The following is an 18,747-nucleotide window of genomic DNA, read 5'->3' as shown; positions in this document are numbered from 1 at the left end:
GCGCCCGCGGGCGGTGTCTCAACGCACCGAGCGCATTCCCGACAGTCGCGCGATCGTGTCCGCGAGCAGCGGCGCGAGCGAACACACCCGTACCGGGATGCCTTCCGGCGGGGTGACACTGTCGGTCACGAGTAGTCGCTTCACCGGCAACTCACCGAACACGGCGGGTGCGGAGCCGGAGAACAGCCCGTGGCTGGCGACCACCGTCAGCTCCCTGGTTGATCCCGCGTCGGCGCACAGCGCTGCCGCGGCCTCCACGGTGCCGCCCGTGCTGATCATGTCGTCGACGACGATCGGGTGCCTGCCCGAGACGTCACCGGCCAGCCGCTCCGCCCGCACCGCCGTGCCACTGAGCCGGGTCTTGCGCACCACGGCGACGGGCAGGTCGAGGTGGGCCGCGTAGCGCTCGGCCAGCTTGGCCGCACCGAGGTCCGGTGCGACCAGCACGGCGTCCGGCGGCACCGGTCGAAGTGCCGCCGCGAGGATGTCGACGGCGCTGACGGTTTCCACGACCAAGGGCACCATCGCCGCCAGCGCCTCGGTGTGCGGGTCGACGACGACAAGCCGCTGCGCACCTGCCCCGACCAACAGGTCCGCCACCACCTTGGCGCCGATTCCCTGCCCCGGGCCGGTGCGGCGGTCCTGCCTGGCGTAGGCGAAGTACGGCACGACCGCGGTCAGCCTCGCGGCGCCGCAACGGCGGCAGGCGTCCAGCAGCAACAGCAGTTCCATGAGCTGGTCGTGCACGTGCCCGCCGCCGGTGGTGCCGAGCACGTAGACGTCACGATCGCGAACGTCGCCGACGGCGGGGCGCAGCTCCCCGTCGGGGAAGCGCTCGAGCTCCGCCTCCACCTGCTCGACCCCGAGCAGCGCGCAGACCCCCGCGGCCAGTGCGGGATTCGCGCTGCCGGACACGATCCGTGGCGCTGGATTCTCGGTGCCCATGTTCTCGGTGCCCACGTTCCCGATACCCATCGAAGTCGGATAGCAGGGCACGACCCGGCGCAAACCCGCACCCACCCGATGGCGTGCGGTTCGTGGAAGCGTCCCAAAGGGACCTTCGGCCCCATGACAGGCCCTCGCAACCGGGGTCATGCTGCGAGTGCCGGGGAAACCCGGTGACCCGCCCGGTGGCGGGAAACCGCACCGGGCGGGCCTTTGCTCTCGCTCAAGCCGCGAGCACTGGAGCCGAACCGGCACCAGCAGGGAGGACACCATGCCCAACCATCAAGACCCGCTCGCCAGGGCCCAGAACAGCGCACACGAGTGGCTGGCGACGATCTCGGACGCGCTCGGCACGCAGGACCGCCGCTACACCTATCGCGCGCTACGCGCCTGGCTGCACGCGCTACGTGACCGGCTGACCGTGGAGGCCGCCGCCCACTTCGCCGCGCAGCTGCCGGAGTTACTGCGTGGCACCTACTACGACGGCTGGGTACCGAGCAGGGTCCCGGTGCGCTTCAGCACCGAGGAATGCATCGAGCGCTTCTCCACCCAGGCGACCGTTCGCCGCACCGATGTCCGCAACACCATCACCGGGGTCTCCACCGGCATGTCCGAGCTGCTCTCACCGGGGACCCTCGAGCACGCGTTGCAGCAGTTGCCACACGATCTGCGCGAGCTGTTCTCACCGCAGGTGACCGCGGCACGCGCCGGAGCTGCCGAACGCGCGGCGCAGGCGCATTACGACGAGCACGCCGAACACGCCGAGATGCAAGACCAGCTACGCGACCTGCGCCAGCAGATCGACAACCTCACCGATGTCGTCAGCTCGCTGAGCAGGCAGGCCTAGCGCGAACCTCGAATGGCTGCCTCGTCGACCAGGCGGCGGCCACCTGCTCGGGTGCGCCGTCGTGACGGCAGGCTGGTGGCGTTCGACGCGGCCCGGATCGAGGCCGCCGTGACAGGCGCGGCGAGGGAGGCGGGCTCCACCGACCCCGCCTTGCCCGAGCGGGTGGCCGAGGCCGTGGTGGACACGCTGTCGCGCCGGTACCGGCGCGAGCCCCCGACCGTCGAGCAGATCCAGGATGTCGTCGAGCGGGAGCTGATCGACGCCGGGCACGCCGAAACCGTCCGCGCCTATCTCGTCTACCGCAGGCACCGCGCCGAGTTGCGCGACGCCAAGGCCCTGCTGGAGGTCCGCGACGAGCTCAAGCTGAGCCTCGCCGCCGTGACCGTGCTGCGGGAGCGGTACCTGCTCACCGACGCGCGAGGCCGTCCGGTGGAATCCACCGGCGAGTTGCTGGACCGGTCCGCGACGTTCGTCGCGCAGGCGGAAGAGGACTACCGCGCGGGCTCGTCGCAGCGGTGGGCGTCGCGCTTCTCCGCCCTGCTGCGGGGGCTGGAGTTCCTGCCCAACTCGCCGACGCTGATGAACGCAGGCACCCCGATCGGGCTGCTTTCCGGTTGTGTCGTACTCCCCGTGGAGGACTCGCTACGGTCCATCTTCTCGTCGCTCGGGCACAGCGCGCTGATCCACCAGGCGGGCGGGGGCACCGGGTACGCGTTCTCGCACCTGCGGCCGCGAGGTGACCGCATCGTCAGCACCGGCGGCACCGCGAGCGGCCCGCTGTCGTTCCTTCGGCTGTACGACCACGCGTCCGAGGTGATCCAGCAGGGTGGTCGCAGGCGAGGCGCGGGCATGGCCGTGCTGGACGTGTCGCACCCCGACATCCGCGAGTTCCTCGCCGCCAAGGCGAACGCGCCCGGCGAGCTGTCGCACTTCAACCTCTCGGTCGGGGTCTCCGACGCCTTCCTGCGTGCCGCGGAGAGCGGAGGCACGCAGTGGCTGGTCAACCCCCGGAGCGGCCGCAAGGTGGCGCGCGTGCCCGCAGCCGAGTTGCTTGACGCCATGTGTGAGGCCGCGCATCGCAGCGGAGATCCAGGGCTGCTGTTCCTCGACACCATCAACAGGGCCAACCCGCTGCCGCGGCTGGGTCGCATCGAGGCGACCAACCCCTGTGGCGAGGTACCGCTACTGCCGTACGAGTCCTGCAACCTGGGTTCGCTCAACCTGGCCAGGTTCGCCACGGGCGGCCGGGTGGACTGGGACCGCCTCGGGGAAGCAGCCGAACTCTCGGTGCGGTTCCTGGACGACGTCATCGACGTCAGCCGCTACCCGTTCCCCGAACTCGAACAGGCCACCAAGGCAGGCCGCAAGATCGGCCTCGGCTTCATGGGCCTGGCCGAGTTGCTCGCCTCGCTGGGCATTCCCTACGACAGCGACGACGCGGTGCGCCTCGCCGGGCGGGTGGCTTCACACGTGCGGCGGCATGCCCACGCCGCGTCGGAGCGGCTGGCGCGGGAACGAGGCCCCTATCCCGCGTTCGAACGCGGCGCGCGGCCGCGCGAGACGGCACGGCGGCACGCCCAGGTGACCTCCGTGGCTCCGACGGGCACCATCTCGCTGATCGCGGGCACCACGTCGGGCATCGAACCGATGTTCGCGATCGCCTACGTGCGTACGGTGCTTGGCAGGCAGTTACTGGAAACCAACCCGCACTTCGAACGGCTGGCCAGGGATCGGGGTTTCTACACCGACGAACTGGCAGCGAACATCGCACGCACCGGCGGCGTGCGGGACAACCCGAACGTGCCCGCCGACGTGCGCGCCGCCTACCCCACCGCGCTGGAGATCGCGCCGTACTGGCACCTGCGGATGCAGGCCGCCGTGCAGCGGCACGTCGATGCGGCCGTGTCCAAGACGATCAATCTGCCCGCCGGCGCCACCGTCGGCGACGTACGCTCCACCTTCCTCGCCGCCTGGCGGGCAAAGGTCAAGGGCATCACGGTGTACCGCTACGGAAGCAAGGAGGACCAGGTGCTCACCCTGGCCGAGCCCGCCCCGACGGCGGACACCACGTTCACCGGCGGGTGCGCGGGGCGCAGCTGCGAGTTCTGACCCCTGCCCGCGAGTCCCCCGCTCCCGCCCGCGAGTCCCCCGCTCCCGCCCGCGAGTTCTGCACTCTCGCCCGCGAGTCCCGCGCCGGTCGGCAGGCAGATCGGCGCGGGCCGGATCGCCACAGGTACGCGATCGGGGCCGACCACGCGCCCACCAGCCGGGCTGGTACGCCAGCGGAGCTCTCGGCACAAGTGTTGGATCCGGCCGGCCAGCACGGCGGACCCTCCTTGCCCTTGATAGGGCGTACTGATCACCTCATCCGACCGGATGACGCTCGTGCCAGGGACCAAGGCCCCTGGTCGGTGCGGACGTTCGGGCTGCATTGCCCGGGCCCGCGATCCCTACTCGCACGGGCGGTGCGCCCGGATACTCGGTAGCTGCCCGAAGTTCTTCCCCGAGCACCGAACGGATGGCGTCGATGCCGAACTCAGCCTCGCCCGCACACAGCGGGGAACACGGTCGCACAGCGTGGTTCATGCTCGGAATGGCCACGCTGGGTTTCGCCCTCAACTTCTGGGCGTGGGCACTGCTGAGCCCGCTCGGGCCTCGGTTCGAGGAGGAACTGTCGCTCGGTGCGTTCGAGGTGGCGTTGATCGTGGCGGTGCCGGTGATCGTCGGCTCACTCGGGCGAATCCCCGTTGGTGCGCTCACAGACCGCTACGGTGGCAGGGTCATGTTCCCGCTGGTGTCCGTCGGCACGATCGTGCCGATACTCTTCCTCGGCCTTTTTGGACACAGCTCGTTGGCCGCCCTGCTGATCGGCGGCTTCTTCCTCGGTCTCGCGGGTACCGCGTTCGCCATCGGGGTGCCGTTCGTCAGCGCCTGGTTTCCCCCGCACCGCAGGGGACTGGCGATCGGCATCTTCGGCGCCGGTATGGGCGGTACGGCGATCAGCGCGGTTACCACAGTGGACCTCGCCAACGCCTTCGGGATCACCGCGCCGTTCGTGTTCACCGCGATCGCGCTCGCCGTGTACGCCGTCGTGGCGGCCGTGGTGATGCGGGACTCCCCCGCGCACACACCACCGCCGGAGTCGCTGGCCCACCGGCTCGCCGCCACGCTGCGGCTGCCCGCCACCTGGGAGGCCTCGGCGCTTTATGCCGTGGCCTTCGGCGGTTATGTCGCGTTCTCCGTCTACCTGCCCGCCTACCTGCGCACCGCGTACCAGCTCTCCCCCGTCGACGCGGCGAACCGCATGGCGGGCTTCGTGTTGCTGGCGGTCCTCATGCGACCGATCGGCGGCTGGCTTTCCGACCGGCTGGGCCCGATCCGCGTGCTCGCGGGCTCGATGGCCGTCGTCGCGCTCGGCGCGGTCACACAGAGCTTCACCCTCAGCCTCATGCCGGTGGCCACCATCGCGTTCCTCGCCATGGCCGCGGCACTCGGCGCCGCCAGTGGCGCGACGTTCGCACTGGTCGCGCTGCTGGCCCCGGCTGACAAGGTGGGCGCGGTCACCGGTGTGGTCGGCGCGGCGGGTGGTCTGGGAGGCTTCGTTCCCCCGCTGGTGATGGGTGCCGTCTACGGCAATTTCGGCAGCTACGCGCTCGGCCTTGGAGCGCTGGCGATTGTCGCCGCGGCGGCGGTGGTGTTCACGGCCACCACGGTGCGCAAGGCCGCCGAATCGCACCAGTCGGGCATGGCTGGCGTGTGAACGCGCCCGTGCTCGACACCGCTCGGGTTTCTCCGCCGATCAGCGGGCGCGGTGAGCGCGACAGACTGCTCCCGGGAGGGGTCTGCTCACCCAGCTCGCCCGGCACGCCAGAGTTTGACCAGGCGGCGCGCGGCCCGAGCAGCTCAGTGCGGCTGGTCCGGATAGCCGGGGTTGGCCACCGCCAGCCGGTCGGCGACGTCGGCCCGCACGGCGTCGAGCACTGCCGGTTCGAACGGATCGAGCCTGCCATCACGCAGCGCGGCAGCGAACTCCCGCCGGTCACGCATCCGCAGGCCCGCGAGGCGTCGCGTGTGGTCGGCCTCCTGCGCGGCGCCCACCGCGAGCTCCCTGCGCACGATGTCGAGCACGTTCGCGGCCACCCGCGCGTGGTAACGCAAAGCGGTGTCGGCCTGCGCGGCGACCTCGGTGCGCAGGAACTCCCCCACCGCCTCCACCAGGTCGGCCGCCGTTGGCCTTCCGTGCAGCGGCACCGGGTCGGCGGGTTCGCGATCGGCGGCGCGTGCCGCCCCGAACCCCAGCGCGAGCAGCAGGTCGTGTTCCTGCTCGCACACCCTGCGTCCCACGGCGGCAAGCTCGACCGAGCGGGTCTGCCCGCTGAGGTGGCGCTGCGCCTGATACCGGCAGTACACCGCCCACTTCGCCGTGCCGTAGACCTCCCACCAGTGCAGCCGAGCGGCATCGGGGCGGGTACCTGCCACCTCGGCGTACCCGGCCAGCAGCTGCTCCCTGGTGCCGAAACCGCCCGCCGGTAGTGCGGAGCCGAAGCGCCACGCCTTGACGCACAGCCACCCCAGGTCCTCGACGGGGTCGCCGCGATGTGCCAGTTCCCAGTCCAGCACCGCGCGCAGACCGTCGGTGTCGACGATGAGGTTGCCGTTGCGGAAGTCACCGTGCACCACGGTCTCCTCGGCAGCCGGTGGGCGATTGGCCCGTAGCCAGTGCAGTGCCACCTCCACCGTCGGCAGCGGTTCGGCGAGCTGGTCGTAGGTCCGCACGAGCGCCTCGAGTGGATCGGCGTCGGGCAGTCCGGGCACGGCGGAGACCGGGATTCGGTGCAGGCGTGCCAGCACGCGCCCCAGCTCGGCGGCCAGCGTGGCACGCACCCGCTCGAACCGGGGTTCGCGCAGCAGCTTCCTCGGAATGGTCTCGCCGTCGACGTGTTCGGTGAGCATGTATGGCGCGCCCAGTACGTCGTCGTCGCCGCAGTGGTCGACCAGCCGTGGCACCGGCACCCGCTGTTCGGCGGCCGAGGCCAGCAGCGCCGCCTCCATCGCCATCGTCCGCGCGTCGCCGTGCCCCGGCGGGTCCCGCCTCAGCACCAGCCGGACGGCCCGCCCCCGCGCGGGTACCGCCTCGAACGCCCACGTCTGCCTGCTGGCGCCGCCGGTGAGTCGACGCAGGCCACGGATATCGACGGCGGTTCCCCACAGCCGGCTCAGCCGCTGCCCGAGCAGGCCCGCGAGTTCGTCGCTCACGCCTTGGCCCGCCTCCCCGGCCCGGCGAACCCGAACAGGTAGCCCGCGACCTTGCGTAGCTGGATCTCCTCGGTGCCCTCGGTGATTCGGTAGCGGCGGTGGTGCCGGTAGATGTGCTCGAACGGCAGGTGCCGGGTGTAGCCCATGCCTCCGTGCACCTGCATCGCGCGATCGGCGGCCTCGCACACCAGGCGGTTGGCCCTGTAGTTGCACATCGACACCTTGTCGCTGATCAAAGCGTGGTCGGTGCGGTCGAGTTCCCATGCCGTCTTGCGCACGAGCGTGCGCACCAGTTCGGCGTCGGTCTGCAACTCCACCAGCGGCCACTGCACCGCCTGCCTCGCGGCGAGCGGCTGTCCGAACGCGACACGTTCCCTGGCGTAGGCCACGCTGCGGTCGATGCAGTACTGCGCGGCACCCACCCCGGAGGCCGCCTGCCGGATGCGGTTCTCGTGCACGAAGTGCTGTGCGAGCGCGAGTCCCTCGCCGACATCGCCGAACACCGCCGAGGACGGAACGCGCACGTCCGCGAGCGTCACCTCCGCGTGGTCGGTGGGCAGGTTGAACGTCCACCAGTGGAAGTCGACGGTGAAGCCAGGGGTGTCGGTGGGCACGATGAACGCGGTGATGCCGCGGGCCTGTCCCTGCTCGCCCGAGGTGCGCGCGAAGACGACATCGTGGGTGGCGGTGTGCATCCCGGAGTTGAACCGCTTGCGGCCGTTGATGATCCAGTCGTCGCCGTCGCGGCGCGCCGTGGTCTCCAGCCACGTCGCGTCGCTGCCGTGCTCGGGTTCGGTTAGCCCGAAGCCGACGCGCTTTCGCCTGGCCAACATGTCCTCGACGAACTCATCCCGCTGCCGCGGGGTGCCGAAGGCGAGGAACATGTGTACGAACGGGAAGTTGCCCACCACCGACGACTCGTTCTGCAGGTCGTTGTGCAGGCCGAGCCCCCTCGCGGCCAGGTGCTCGCGGATCACCGCCATGTCGAGGTTGGACCCACCGCTGCCGCCCACCTCTTCGGGCAGCCCGTAGCGTAGCCAGCCCGCTCGGTCGGCGCGGTCGAGCATCTCGCCGAGCAGCGCCTCCCATTGCGGTCGAGGAGTGCCGCCGTTGTCGAAGTCGGTACGGCTGAACTCGCGCCGATGGTCGAAGAAGCGCTCGTTGTCGTCCTGCTGTTGCAGCGGGACGATCTCGGTGTCGATGAAGTGGTCCAACTCCGCCAGGCGTGTGCGCAACTCGGCGGGCAACTCGAAATCCATCGCCGCTCCTTGTCTTCACTCGGCCGGCCGGCTCGGCCCGTGCCGACCAACGGACTCGAGCGGGACTCGCGAGTCCCGGACCAGCGGCCGGTACCGCTGGCAGCCTGTCAGGGTCGACCAAGATCAGTCAATGCCGACTGTTTCTGTCGCGTGGCGGAGGTGGCCAGTACGCTGTGCCGATGGCCCAACCGGCACAGCGAGCGCGAGCGACACCGCGTAGCCGCGAGGAACGCAGCGCGGACAGCCGCGCGCTGATTCTCGACGCCGCCGTGGAGTGTCTTGTCGAGCACGGCTACTCGGGTGCCTCCACGCTGGCGATCCAGGCCAAGGCCGGTGTGTCGCGGGGACGGCTGCTGCACCACTTCCCTTCCCGCGACGGCCTGCTCGTCGCCGCCGCGCAGCACCTGGCCACCGAGCGGTTGACCCGGACCCAGGAACGGGTCGCCGAGGCGCTGACCGGTGAGCCTGCCGGGCCGCGCCGCGTCGACCGCTGCGTGGAACTGCTGTGGCTGACCTTCCACGAGCCGCATTTCTGGGCGGCGATGGAACTGTGGACGGCCGCGCGCACCAACCCCGCGCTCGCCGCCGCGCTTCGCCCTGCCGAGCGCAGCCTGCGCAAGGCGATCCACGAAGTGGCCGACCGGATCTGGGGCCCCGCCGTGGTGGCTCACCCGCGCTACGACGAGCTGCGGGAACTGCTGTTCACCAGCATGCGGGGCGCCGCGCTGCCGTACGCGTTCGAGCAGCGGCCTCCCGGTTCGGACAGGCACGTGCGGCTGTGGAAGTCGATCGCGCGAACCCTGCTCTTCGGCGAGGACCCGGCGCGGCACCCGGCGGAGGAATAACAGTCAGCCTTGACCGCGACAGCGTCGGCAGGTGAGCATGAGGCAGGTCACACCCTCGAACCCGGTGAGGTCGCCGATGACACCCGAAATCCCCCGCCTGCTCGGTCGTGGCATGACGATGGGTGACCAGCTCGCCCGGCACGCTCGAACCATCGGCGAGCGCGTCGCGTTCCGCTTCGAGGACGAGACCCGCACGTACGCGCAGCTCGACGAGCGGGTCAGCAGGCTCGCCGGTGCGCTTCGCGAGCGGGGGGTTCGCAGCGGCGATCGCATCGCCGTGCTGGGATTGAACACCCTTGAGGTCATCGAGACGTTCTTCGCCAGTGCCCGGCTCGGCGCCATCTGCGTGCCGGTGAACTTCAGGCTGGTCGCCGACGAGATCGCCTACGTGCTCGCCGACAGCGGGAGCAAGGCGTGCGTCGTGCAGGCACAACTGGCCGAACAGCTGGCCAAGGCAAGGAACCAGCTCGACACCGAGACCGCGTGTCTGGTCTACGGCGGCGACTCGCAGGCGGTCGGGCTCGCCGGGCCTGGAGCCGGCGACTACGAGCGGGCGCTCGCCGACACTTCACCGCAGTTCGAGGAAGTGCCGGTGGACGAGCACGAACCGGCGTTCATCATGTACACCTCCGGCACCACGGGCCGCCCGAAAGGCGCCGTGCTGACCCACTTCAACCTGCTGTTGCACGCCTTCAGCAACATGGCCACTCTTGGCGTGACCAACGACGACCGGGTGTGGCTCGCCGCCGCGCCGCTGTTCCACATCGCGGGGCTCTCCGGAATGCTGCCCAACCTGCTGCTCGGCGGGCGGACGGTGCTGCTGCCCTCCGGGCAGTTCGACCCCGCGGCGACCCTCGATGTGATGGAACGCGAGCGGGTGTCGTCGTGCTTCCTCGTGCCCGCGCAGTGGCAGGCGATCTGCGCCGTGCCCGACATCGCCGAGCGGGACCTGTCGTCGCTGCGCAAGATCTCGTGGGGTGCCGCGCCCGCCTCGACGACCCTGCTGCGGACCATGATCGACACCTTCCCGCAGGCAGAGGTCACCACCGCCTTCGGGCAAACCGAATGCAGCCCGGTCACCACGGTGCTGCGCGGCGAGGACTCGATCCGCAAGATCGGCTCCGTCGGCACGCCCATGCTCAACGTCGAGGTGCGCCTCGTGGACGACGACATGAACGACGTGGCGCAGGGCGAGGTCGGCGAGATCGTCTACCGCGGCCCGATGGTGATGAAGGAGTACTGGAACAAGCCCCGGGAGACCGCAGAGGCATTCCGCGGCGGCTGGTTCCACTCCGGTGACCTGGTGCGCCAGGACGAGGACGGCTACTACTACGTGGTCGACCGCAAGAAGGACATGATCATCTCGGGTGGCGAGAACATCTACTGCGCCGAGGTGGAGAACGTACTCGCCGCCCACCCCAAGATCGGCGAGGTCGCGCTCATCGGCATGCCCGACGAGCGCTGGGGCGAGACCCCGCTCGCGGTGATCGCGCCACGGCACTCCGACGACCCCCCGACGCCGACCGACCTCGACGCCTGGTGCGCGGACAGGCTCGCCAGGTACAAGCGGCCGCGCCGGGTCGCGATCGTGCCCGCGTTGCCGCGCAACCCCAGCGGTAAGGTGCTCAAGACGCAACTGCGGGCCGATCGGGAGGCTGGCAAACTCGACGTGCGACCGACGTGAGACGGTTCGGGCCCCGCCGGGCGAATGAGTCCCACCTGAACCGGGTGACGATCTCGGAGGAATCGCTCCCCGCGCGGCCGCGCTACCACATGGCGCCGCTCGCGCTGGGTGGCCCACCGTGTTGTGCCCTCATCGAGCGCCCCGTATCCTCGGCGGCGCCCGCAGGGTTGTCGCGGGAATTCCGCCACCGGCCTCTTCGCCCGCGCGGCGGATCAGTCACCTTGGTTGGGAGTTCGTGGTGCCGATTACGGGTAAGGTTGTCCGGTTCGACGAGTTTCGGGGTTATGGTTTCGTCGCGCCGGACACCGGTGGTGAGGACGTGTTCATCCACGTCAACGACCTCGACTTCGACAAGAACCTGCTCGGCCCCGGTGCGCGGGTGGAGTTCGAGGTGGAGGACGGTGAGCGCGGGCTCAAGGCCTCCCATGTGCAGTTGCTCGAGCAGAGCTCCCGTGGCGTCACACCCGTGCTGGGTGCTGCCCGGCAGCGCGGCGAGGACGAGCCCTCCGACGCGCTCTCCGAGCGGGAGTACCTGGAAGAGGTCACTGAGATCCTGCTGCGGGCTGCGCCCGCCGCCACCGCGGAACAGATCCTGAACATTCGCCAGCACCTGGTCAGGTCGGCCCGCCACCACGGCTGGATCGTCGAGTAGGCAGCGCACACCACCTGGCCGGGTGATCGCCGAACTCGGTCGCTCAACCGGCTCCGGTCGCGGCAGGCTGCTAGTTTCGGGCTTTCCCGCAGTCACGCATCCTCGCGTCAGGAGTCTCGGCCGTGCGCAGACGAGCCGGCTTGGCGGCCATGCTGGTGGTCGCTCTGCTCGTAGCCGCCGCGGCGTGCACCGGATCCGGCCGGGAGACCGGCGGAACGGACTTCACCCCCGCACCGGCAGGGCCGTCCTGGGCTCCTCGGCCTCGGCAGGCCGGTGGGCTCAGCACGCTGGCCGAAACCCGCGGCGACCGCTACCTCCTGCACACCCGGCACGGTGACGTGGGCTTCCTGCCAGGAGTAAACCTCGGACCGACCACGCCGGGGCACCAGCCGGGCGAGCTGGCTGTCAGCGCGAGGGACGTGCGGCGCTGGCTGCCGCTCATGCGCGAGCTCGGGTTCCGCGTGGTGCGCGTTTACACGATCATGCCGCCCGACTTCTACACCGAGCTCGCCGACTACAACGCCGACCATCCGGACGCTCCGCTGTATCTGATGCAGGGCGTCTACCTCCCCGAAGAGTCCTATCTGGACAGCGGAGACCTCTACGAGCGCGGTATGACCACGTCGTTCACCAACGAGCTGCGTGACGCCTCCTCCGCCGTGCACGGGGAGCTGGAGCGCGCTCCGCGGCGGGGCAGGGCCGCGGGCACGTGGACGGCCGACGTGTCGCCGTGGCTGACCGGCTGGATCATCGGTGCCGAACTGGACCCCTACGCGTTGCGCTCCACCAACGAACGCAACGCCGGACTCGCCCCGTACCGGGGTCGCTACTTCCGCAGCACCGAAGCGGCCAACCCGAGCGAGCGATGGCTGGCGGCGCGGATGGACGAACTGGCCGAGGCGGAGGCCGAACGCGGAACGAGCGTGCCGATCGCGTTCGTCAACTGGCCGACGCTCGACCCGCTCACGCATCCGGAGGAGCCAAGAGAGGGCGAGGACCTCGTGGCGTTGGACGCCAACCGGATCGAGGCAACCGGCGCCTGGCCGGGTGGAACGTTCGCCAGCTACCACGCCTACCCTCACTACCCCGACTTCCAGCGCTACGAACCGGGCCTGCGGATGCGCAGGCGCGGGAAGATCGATCCGTACGCGGGTTATCTGGCCGCGCTGCGCCGCCACCACGCGGGCACACCGGTGTTGCTCTCGGAGTTCGGGACCCCGTCCTCGCTGGGCACGGCGCACTTCGCGCCGCTGGGCAGGGGCCAGGGCAACCACTCCGAGCAGGAAGCCATGGCCATCGACGCCGAACTGCTGCGGACGATCCGTGATCTCGGCATGGCGGGTGGGCTGCTGTTCTCCTGGACCGACGAGTGGTTCAAGCTCACCTGGAACACCCAACCACGACAACGTCCCGCCGACCGCCGCCAGTTGTGGCACGACCCGCTCACCAACGAGCAGTACTTCGGCGTCGTGGCCACCGACCCGGGCACGGAACCGGCCTCGGCGGACAGGGTGATCGCAGAGGACAGCGGCGGCACCGTCCGGGTCGGCACCGACGAGTCCTACGTGTACCTGGAGATCCAGGGCGCGAACCGGCTCGAAGGGCTCGTCACGTTCGGCTTCGACGTCGTCCGGGGCGGCACGCGGGTACTGCCCGGCACCGACATCGCGGCCGACGGTGCGGACTACGCCGTTGTCGTCGATATCAACGACGGCACGGCCGACACCGCGAAAGCCTGGGTACGCGAGCCGCAGGACCCGGTGCTGCTGGACAACCTCCGTGGCGCGCTGCCACGCCCGGAACCCGTCGACGGCTGGCGGCTGCAGCAGCTCACCGTCAACGGCCCGCGCACCATCCCCAGCACCGGCGAGGAGTTGCCCGCCGAGTTCTTCGACGTCGGTGATCTGCGCCGGGGCGAGATGCGGCCGGGTGAGCCCGGCTACGACAGCCGCGCGACGTGGCAGCTGGATCGCAACGTGCTCACGCTGCGGATGCCGTGGGGCTTGCTCGGGATGGCCGATCCCTCGTCGAAACGGGCGCTGGTGATTCGCCCGGACCGCACGGCCACGACCACACCCGTTGAGCGCATCGGACTCACCGTCCACCTCGGCGATCGGCGCATAGACACCGACGGCATCGGCTGGGAGCCGTGGAACTCGGTCGGGTACCGCGAGCGCGTCAAGGCCGGCGTGCAGCGGCTGGTCGACGCGCTCGCCGAGGTGACACCGAGGTGACGCCCGCCTCCGCGGGCGTCACCGGTCAGCCGCCAGCCGCACCGTCCTCGGCACCCTCCTGGTGGTAGCCGCGCTCCGGTGACATGCCGCCTCCCTGACCACCGAATCCCGGCGGTCCTCCTCGGCCGCCGTCGAAGCCGCGAGCGTGGCCGGGGAAATCACCCGCGCGTTCGCCGTCACCGTCGGTGGTGTTGCCGAGCGCGAACCCACCGAACCCGCCGACCAGCAGCAAACCGACCGCCGCGGCCGCTATCGCCACGCGCCCGCGTACCGAGCGCGACAGCCCGCCACCACGCGGCCGTGGTGTGGTGGTGCCGGCGGGCTCGGCGCTTTCCGGCCGAGGCCGGGGCCGCTCGGCGGATGCGGCGGGGTTTTCTGTGGGGGTTTCTGTGGGGGTTTCTGTGGAGGCTGCTGTCGGTGTGCCCGGTTGCGCTGGCCGGTCAGCCTCCGGCCGCTCGCCCTGCTGTGGGTATTGCTGCTGTGGGTATTGCTGCTGTGGGTATCGCTGCTGTGGGTTGGTTTCGTCGCTCATCAGTGCTACTCCTCCTGTCCTGAGCACCATCCTTCGTGGCGTGGCTGAGGAAGCGACAAGAATGGCCTGTGAGCGTGCTGTGAGTTCGCTCCCCACGACCGAGGGCGGGGGTTCAGTGGCCTCGGACGGGGTAGGTCGGCGAGAAGTGCACCGGAAGGCCGGTGAGGCCACGCAGCAGCACGGAGTCGCGCCACCGCAGCGCATCCGGCGGCACCGCGAGGGCCAGATCCGGCAGGCGGTCGAGCAGCACCTCGACGCTGGTCCTGGCGATCACCTCGGCGAGTTCAGGAGCCGGGTAGGGACAGCCGTGTTCACCCTGGCCGAACGAAAGGTGAGCGCTGTTGCCCGCCGTGTCCCGCCCGGCCGTGCGCACGGCCGGGTCGGCGTTGGCCGCGGCCAGCCCCAGCACCACCAGGTCACCCGCACGCAATTGTCTGCCGCCGAGCATCGTGTCGCGGCTGGCGACTCTGCCGATGAAGTTCTGCATGGGAGTGTCGCGCCACAGCACCTCGTTCAGTGCCTGACCGACGCTCGCCCTTCCGCCTGCGAGGTCGGCCGCGAACCTGGCGTCGGTGAGCAACAACCGGATCGTGTTGCCGATCCAGTTCGCCGTTGGCTGGTGTGCGGTGGAAAGCAGCACGAGCAGGTCGAGCACGATCTCCTCGTCCTCCAGACCCGCCGGGTGCGCGATGAGCCTGGACGGCACGTCCGGCGCCGGGTGCTCGCGTTTGGTCTCGACCAGCAGGCGCATCCGCTCCCGCACCCGGTCGTAGGCCTCCATGGATTCCGGCCCGCCGGAGTCCATGGAGCTGGCGATGTCGCGGACGAGTCCTGGGGTTTCGGTCTCCGGCATGCCGTAGATCGCCGCGACGGCGCTCAACGGGATCAGCTCGGCGTACTGGCCGATCAGGTCGGCCTTGCCGCTGCCCGCGAACTCGTCGATCAGCCGGTCCGCGATGCGCTCGCACAGGGACACGAGTTCGAACTGGTCCACATCGGCCAGCGCGTCGCTGATGGCGGCCGAACGACGCTGGTGCAGCGGTCCTTCTGTGAACATCACCGACGTGTTGTAGAGCACGTAGGCCAGCAGCGACCAGTCGTCGGGAACCCGGTCCCACGCGTTCCAGCGCCGGGTGTCGCGGGCGAACAACCGCGAGTCGGCGGTCACCCGCTCCAGTTCGGCGTAGCCGCAGACGAACCACGCGGGAAGGTCTCCCTCCAGCAGCACCGGCGCCACCGGCCCGTATGTTCGCCGGATCCGTTCGTACAGCTCAGCCGGGTCCTCGTTCAACCACGGTCCGGACAGCCGGATCGGCTCGACTTCCTCGGCCGTCTCGGCCGTGTCACCGGCGTCGTACTGCCGCTCGGTCATGACGCTCTCCCCAGACTGATCAGCGACGGTGTGTTGCCGGGACGCTACCGCAGTCGGCGTCCTACCTCCCGAGGCAGTTTCCGCGAACCGGTTTCGCACCCGTTGAGCGCTACCCATGATCGACTCGCTCTGGCAGTATGCCGCGAGGCCGACGGTTCATCCGCGTCGTCGGCGGCCGATCCTGCCAGAAGGGAACAGGAACGCATGTCCGTGAAGGGGTCCACGGGTCCGGCGAAGTCCCGCTCCACCCCACCGGGACCGATCAGCATGCTCCGCAGCACCATCGCCTTCCAGCGGTCGCCGCTGGACTACATCGGTGGCCTCATCAAGACCTACGGCGACGTACTGACCTTCCGGCTGCCCACCTCGCGAATCGTGGTGCTGCGCCACCCGCACCACGTCAAGCACGTGCTGCAGCAGCGCGCGGGCAACTATCCTCGCGACACCGCCGCGCACAAGATGGCACGCAACATGTTCGGCAACGGGCTGGCCACGATCTCGGGCGGGCCGCAGTGGCGACGGCAACGCCGACTGGTGCAGCCCTCCTTCCACTACCAGCGGGTCGCGGCCATGAGCGAGCACATGCTCGCCGTCATCGGCGACACCCTGCAGCGCTGGCAGCGACTCGCCGCCGAAGGGGAGATCCTCGAAACCAACAAGGAGATGCGGCAGTTGACGCTGCGCGTCGTCGCCAAGGCGCTGTTCTCGCTGGACGAGGAGGAGCGTGTCGCGCGCTTCGCGCGGGCGGTCGATCGGATGGACCATGAACTGTCCGCCTACATGCGGTTTCCACTTGTCCCGCTTTCCGTACCCACCGCGAGCCACCGCAGGTTCTGGGCGAGCCTGCGCAAGGTCAGCGACGTCATCACCTACGTCATCGACCGGCAGCGCGCCGATCCGGTGGACCGAGGCGACCTGCTGTCGCTGCTGATGGAGACGCGGGACGACGAGACCGGCGAGCGGATGTCCGACGAGCAGTTGCGCGACGAGATCTTCGTGATGCTGTTCGCTGGACACGAGACCAGCGCCAATGTGCTCACCTGGGTGCTGTACCGGCTCGCCAGGCATGTCGACGTGCAAAAGCGCGTCCAGCAGGAACTCGCGCGGGAGTTGGAGGGTCGCGACCCGACTCTGGCCGACTGCACGAAGCTGGTGTTCACCCGTTGCGTGATCGACGAGACGATGCGCCTGTACCCGCAGCAGTGGCAGGGCTGGCGGTCCACGGCGGAGGACGACGAGATCGGTGGCTACCGCATCCCGGCGGGCACCGACATCTTCTTCAGCACCTACCACGTGCACCGACACCCGGAGTTCTGGGACGAGCCGGAGGCGTTCCGGCCAGAGCGGTTCCTTCCCGAGCAGGCGGCCAAGCGCGACCGCAGCGCCTACCTCCCGTTCGGTTCCGGACCGCATCTGTGCGTGGGCAACCAGTTCGCGCTGACCGAGATGCTGCTGCTGCTCGCGGGCCTGCTGCGGCGCTTCGACGTCACACTCGCCGAGGACGTCACGGTCGCGCCCAAGCCGCTGGTGACGCTCGGACCGGAGCGTGAGATCCCGATTCGGCTGCTGCCGAGGAGCTGAGTCGGCCCGCTCGGTCGCGGGTCACAGGCGCGGATCAGAAGAACCCCTCGTGCTCGCCGGTGACGGTGGAGCGCGCCTTGGTACCGCGCCGGTGCCCGTAGTCGGCGCTGATCGCCTCGGCGGTACTCACCAACAGCGGCACGACGTGCCTGCGCAGTTCGTCCACCGAGGAGCGGCCGATCGAGCTGGACGAAGCCAGTGCCGCCACCACGGCTCCGGAGCGGTCGCGCACCGGAGCCGATGCCGAGACCAGACCTTCCTCCAGCTCCTCCGACACGATCGCGTAGCCCTGTTCGCGCACCGTCCGCAGTGCGCTGCGCAACTCGACCGGGTCGGTGATGGTCAGGTCGGTCAGTCGGGGCAAGCCTGCCTCGATCACCTCGTCGACGCACGACCGTGGGGCCCACGCGAGCAGCACCCGACCCATCGAAGTGGCGTGCGCGGGCACCCGCGTACCGATCGACACGTTGATGCTCATGATCCGCCGGACCGGTACGCGGGCGATGTAGACGACCTCGGTGCCGTCGAGCGCGGCGAGTGACGCCGATTCACCGGTGTGCTCGGCGAGCCGGAGCAGGTGCGGTTGCGCGGTCTCGATCATCGCGTGGGATGCCGAGTAGTGCTGCCCGATGCTGAGCACGCGGGGAGTCAGCGACCACCGTCCGGATTCGCCGTGCACATACCCGAGGTGCTGCAGCGTGAGCAGGATGCGGCGGACCGCTGGGCGGGAAAGCCCGGTCGCGGCCGCCAGTTCGGCGAGCGTCGGGTTCGGCCGGTCGGCGTCGAAGGCGAGCAACACCGCGAACCCGCGCTCGATGCTCTGGATGAGATCGCGAGAGTTCTCTGCCGTGCTCATGGTCGACATCTTTCCTTATCCGAGGTCTTGACTCCGCCGCGCGCCGAGGGCACTCTCGACCTTGAACGCATTGCGGTCAGATAGTACGCACAGCGTACAGGAGGTGTCGATGCGGACACTGGACCAGCTCGACCTGCGAAAGACCTTCGGCCGCTTCGCGACCGGCGTCACGGTTGTCACCTGCGCCAACGACCGGGGCGAGCCACACGGCGCCACGGTGAACGCGTTCACGGCCGTCTCGCTCGAACCGGCGCTGTGTCAGGTGACGGTCACCCGCCGCTCCAGGATCTGCGGCTACCTGCACGGTGCGCCGTTCGCTGTCAACGTGCTGGCGGCGGACCAGCTGGACCTGGCATGGCATTTCGCGGGCAGGCCCAAGGACACCGTGCCCGAATGGACACAGGGCGCCACCGCGCCCGCGCTCGCCGGGAACGCGGCGACCATCTCCTGCGTTCCGTGGCGTACCTACGACGGCGGCGACCACCTCATCGTCCTCGGCGAGGTGGTGGAACTGGCCTCCACCGAGACCGAACCCCTGCTGTTCTACGCGGGGCAGTTCCACCAGCTCGGCGCTCGCCACAGCGGCTCGCACTGGGCCGCTTCGCTCGACTGCCCCGACCTCGGCTGGTTCCCGGCCGCGCCGGCGGCCTGACCGACCCACACCACCCGTCAACGACGACGAAG

The 18,747-nt window shown here is 69.9% G+C and carries 15 protein-coding genes; 9 read left to right on the top strand and 6 right to left on the bottom strand.

The genetic code is table 11. The annotated features are described in order from the left end of the window. Nucleotides 1-18: 18 nt before the first annotated feature. Entirely contained in the window at nucleotides 19-975 is a 957-nt protein-coding gene (locus FHU38_RS11745; RefSeq protein ID WP_243852239.1) for a ribose-phosphate diphosphokinase, read from the bottom strand. Nucleotides 976-1,216: 241 nt separating this feature from the next. On the opposite strand from FHU38_RS11745, the gene FHU38_RS11740 reads away from it, so the two are divergent. The 3 genes from FHU38_RS11740 (at nucleotide 1,217) to FHU38_RS11730 (ending at nucleotide 5,552) form a co-directional block, all read left to right on the top strand. Continuing rightward, nucleotides 1,217-1,792, top strand: a complete 576-nt coding sequence (locus FHU38_RS11740; RefSeq protein ID WP_167170153.1) for a DUF2267 domain-containing protein — start codon at nucleotides 1,217-1,219, stop codon at nucleotides 1,790-1,792. 51 nt (nucleotides 1,793-1,843) lie between these two features. After that, nucleotides 1,844-3,901, top strand: a complete 2,058-nt coding sequence (locus FHU38_RS11735; protein WP_208415641.1) for an adenosylcobalamin-dependent ribonucleoside-diphosphate reductase — start codon at nucleotides 1,844-1,846, stop codon at nucleotides 3,899-3,901. 418 nt (nucleotides 3,902-4,319) lie between these two features. Next, on the top strand, nucleotides 4,320-5,552 hold the full coding sequence (locus FHU38_RS11730; protein ID WP_167170147.1) for an MFS transporter: 1,233 nt from the start codon (nucleotides 4,320-4,322) through the stop codon (nucleotides 5,550-5,552). 143 nt (nucleotides 5,553-5,695) lie between these two features. On the opposite strand, the gene FHU38_RS11725 is transcribed toward FHU38_RS11730, so the two are convergent. Both FHU38_RS11725 and FHU38_RS11720 read right to left on the bottom strand, forming a co-directional pair. Beyond that, nucleotides 5,696-7,048: a phosphotransferase family protein gene (locus FHU38_RS11725; RefSeq protein ID WP_167170144.1), complete on the bottom strand. Its 1,353-nt coding sequence runs from the start codon at nucleotides 7,046-7,048 to the stop codon at nucleotides 5,696-5,698. Next, entirely contained in the window at nucleotides 7,045-8,307 is a 1,263-nt protein-coding gene (locus FHU38_RS11720; RefSeq protein ID WP_167170141.1) for an acyl-CoA dehydrogenase family protein, read from the bottom strand. The genes FHU38_RS11725 and FHU38_RS11720 overlap by 4 nt, the downstream gene beginning before the upstream one ends. A 179-nt stretch (nucleotides 8,308-8,486) precedes the next feature. Here FHU38_RS11720 and FHU38_RS11715 point away from each other — a divergent pair, with 179 nt between their 5' ends. The 4 genes from FHU38_RS11715 to FHU38_RS11700 all read left to right on the top strand — a co-directional run bounded on the left by FHU38_RS11715 (nucleotide 8,487) and on the right by FHU38_RS11700 (nucleotide 13,722). Continuing rightward, nucleotides 8,487-9,152, top strand: a complete 666-nt coding sequence (locus tag FHU38_RS11715) for a TetR/AcrR family transcriptional regulator (RefSeq protein ID WP_167170138.1) — start codon at nucleotides 8,487-8,489, stop codon at nucleotides 9,150-9,152. Between the two features lie 76 nt (nucleotides 9,153-9,228). Then, nucleotides 9,229-10,836 (top strand): long-chain-fatty-acid--CoA ligase, encoded by a 1,608-nt coding sequence (locus tag FHU38_RS11710; RefSeq protein WP_167170136.1) that lies wholly within the window; start codon nucleotides 9,229-9,231, stop codon nucleotides 10,834-10,836. A 238-nt stretch (nucleotides 10,837-11,074) separates the two neighbouring features. Continuing rightward, nucleotides 11,075-11,488, top strand: a complete 414-nt coding sequence (locus FHU38_RS11705; protein ID WP_167170133.1) for a cold shock domain-containing protein — start codon at nucleotides 11,075-11,077, stop codon at nucleotides 11,486-11,488. A 122-nt stretch (nucleotides 11,489-11,610) separates the two neighbouring features. Beyond that, the gene (locus FHU38_RS11700) at nucleotides 11,611-13,722 is read left to right on the top strand and encodes a hypothetical protein (RefSeq protein WP_167170130.1); all 2,112 of its coding nucleotides are present in this window, start codon (nucleotides 11,611-11,613) and stop codon (nucleotides 13,720-13,722) included. 25 nt (nucleotides 13,723-13,747) lie between these two features. On the opposite strand, the gene FHU38_RS11695 is transcribed toward FHU38_RS11700, so the two are convergent. Together FHU38_RS11695 and FHU38_RS11690 are read right to left on the bottom strand one after the other, a co-directional pair. Then, nucleotides 13,748-14,254, bottom strand: a complete 507-nt coding sequence (locus FHU38_RS11695; RefSeq protein WP_167170127.1) for a hypothetical protein — start codon at nucleotides 14,252-14,254, stop codon at nucleotides 13,748-13,750. 112 nt (nucleotides 14,255-14,366) lie between these two features. Then, a complete protein-coding gene (locus FHU38_RS11690; RefSeq protein ID WP_167170125.1) occupies nucleotides 14,367-15,626 on the bottom strand; it encodes a cytochrome P450 in 1,260 nt (419 codons plus the stop codon). A 204-nt stretch (nucleotides 15,627-15,830) separates the two neighbouring features. Between FHU38_RS11690 and FHU38_RS11685 the strand changes: the two genes are divergently transcribed. Next, nucleotides 15,831-17,207, top strand: coding sequence for a cytochrome P450 (locus FHU38_RS11685; RefSeq protein ID WP_167170122.1), 1,377 nt, complete (start codon nucleotides 15,831-15,833; stop codon nucleotides 17,205-17,207). Nucleotides 17,208-17,241: 34 nt separating this feature from the next. Here FHU38_RS11685 and FHU38_RS11680 read toward each other — a convergent pair whose 3' ends face one another. Beyond that, the gene (locus FHU38_RS11680; RefSeq protein ID WP_167170119.1) at nucleotides 17,242-18,072 is read right to left on the bottom strand and encodes an IclR family transcriptional regulator domain-containing protein; all 831 of its coding nucleotides are present in this window, start codon (nucleotides 18,070-18,072) and stop codon (nucleotides 17,242-17,244) included. Nucleotides 18,073-18,172: 100 nt separating this feature from the next. Between FHU38_RS11680 and FHU38_RS11675 the strand changes: the two genes are divergently transcribed. Next, nucleotides 18,173-18,715 carry a flavin reductase family protein gene (locus FHU38_RS11675; RefSeq protein ID WP_167170116.1) on the top strand — a complete coding sequence of 181 codons (543 nt, stop codon included), beginning with the start codon at nucleotides 18,173-18,175 and terminating at the stop codon, nucleotides 18,713-18,715. Nucleotides 18,716-18,747 lie beyond the last annotated feature (32 nt).

Source organism: Saccharomonospora amisosensis (genome assembly GCF_011761185.1).
GTDB classification, from domain to species: domain Bacteria; phylum Actinomycetota; class Actinomycetes; order Mycobacteriales; family Pseudonocardiaceae; genus Saccharomonospora_A; species Saccharomonospora_A amisosensis.
This window is presented reverse-complemented; position numbering and strand designations above follow the sequence as displayed.